This is a genomic window from Vibrio sp. R-1 (genome assembly GCF_035615595.1).
GTDB classification, from domain to species: Bacteria; Pseudomonadota; Gammaproteobacteria; order Enterobacterales; family Vibrionaceae; genus Vibrio; species Vibrio cholerae.
This window is the reverse complement of record NZ_WPDC01000206.1, coordinates 1-1,163: the sequence shown is the minus strand read 5'-3', so window position 1 is coordinate 1,163 and position 1,163 is coordinate 1. Positions and strand designations below refer to the sequence as shown.

At 34.7% G+C, this 1,163-nt stretch carries 1 pseudogene; it reads right to left on the bottom strand.

What is annotated here, in order from left to right:
- Positions 1 to 240 precede the first annotated feature (240 nt).
- Positions 241 to 1,163, bottom strand: a pseudogene (locus GOU96_RS17650) (hypothetical protein); the annotation flags it as partial.

Below are 1,163 nucleotides of genomic sequence, written 5' to 3'. Positions count from 1 at the left end.
AAACCGTATCAACCTTTCAAAAAGCCCCAATTTAGCCCCAAAGATTTCTTGAACTCTGGTTCGAAAATTTTACATTCATATCTCCATCGGTGACTTTTACTACATTGAGGTAAAAAGTCAGAACACTAACTTTATGAATTATTTTCTTTAAATTATTATACTGTCAATACATAAACCCAATACACTAAAACTACACACTCAATCAATAATACAGAACTTTCTACTTGCTCATTTTATAGATTAATTACATGGTGATAAACAATGCACCTGAATATTCTCAGGAATACTAACTCCTGCTTGCTTTAATAGGAGCTTCAAAGTCTGTGTTAAGTGATCTGAATCATGTGTTATAGCTAATTTAATCCCAAGTGCTTGTAAGGATGGAACTACAGGCATACCACCTTCTATGCTGTAGTCAAACGCATGGAAGCTATTCAAAGACTCATCAGTGTCACCTATTGGGTGCAAGATAGTCATTGAGCAGACCAAACTCCCATTGTTTGCCCTATTATGTATCCCATGTACATATTTCATTGTGCATTCAGGTAAATATTTAGAAAATGCCATATCTGGATACGTGTATTTAGCGTCTAATACTATTAACTGAGAAAATTCATTCTCTATTCTTACTTCAATAACGACATCAGGACATCTATGTGAATATTTATGATTATTTGAACGTGTCTCAACTTTCCCTTTTCTTAAAACTTTACCCTCTGAGTTGATATATGAACTTTCATTCGAACGAGAGTGTTTTGGCATCCAATATATAGGTGCCCGCACTAAAGTAATTTCGTTGCCATTTATATCATGCATGAAAGTACTAAATGTTCCATGATCTTTTTCTGGGTGGAGAATATTATTTAGCGACTCACCAATTCGAAAGTAGGAATAAGATTCAAATAGTGTTGGTATACTCTTAATAGCTAAAAGGTTTTGGTAGACTGACCAATCAGGGCTGCTCTTTTCAAACCAGTTGATATATTCGATAAAAGCAACTCTATAACTTTGTTGTGCTTCTGCCTTCTGTGTCAATATCGGTCTGTCCAGTATGTAATTTGTTACTGGAATAGCTCTATCTAGGTTGTGCTTTAGAAATTTAAGTCGATCGCTTGCTTTTATACAGCGTTCTATTTGGTTACCGAGAAGCTTTTTCTTGAATC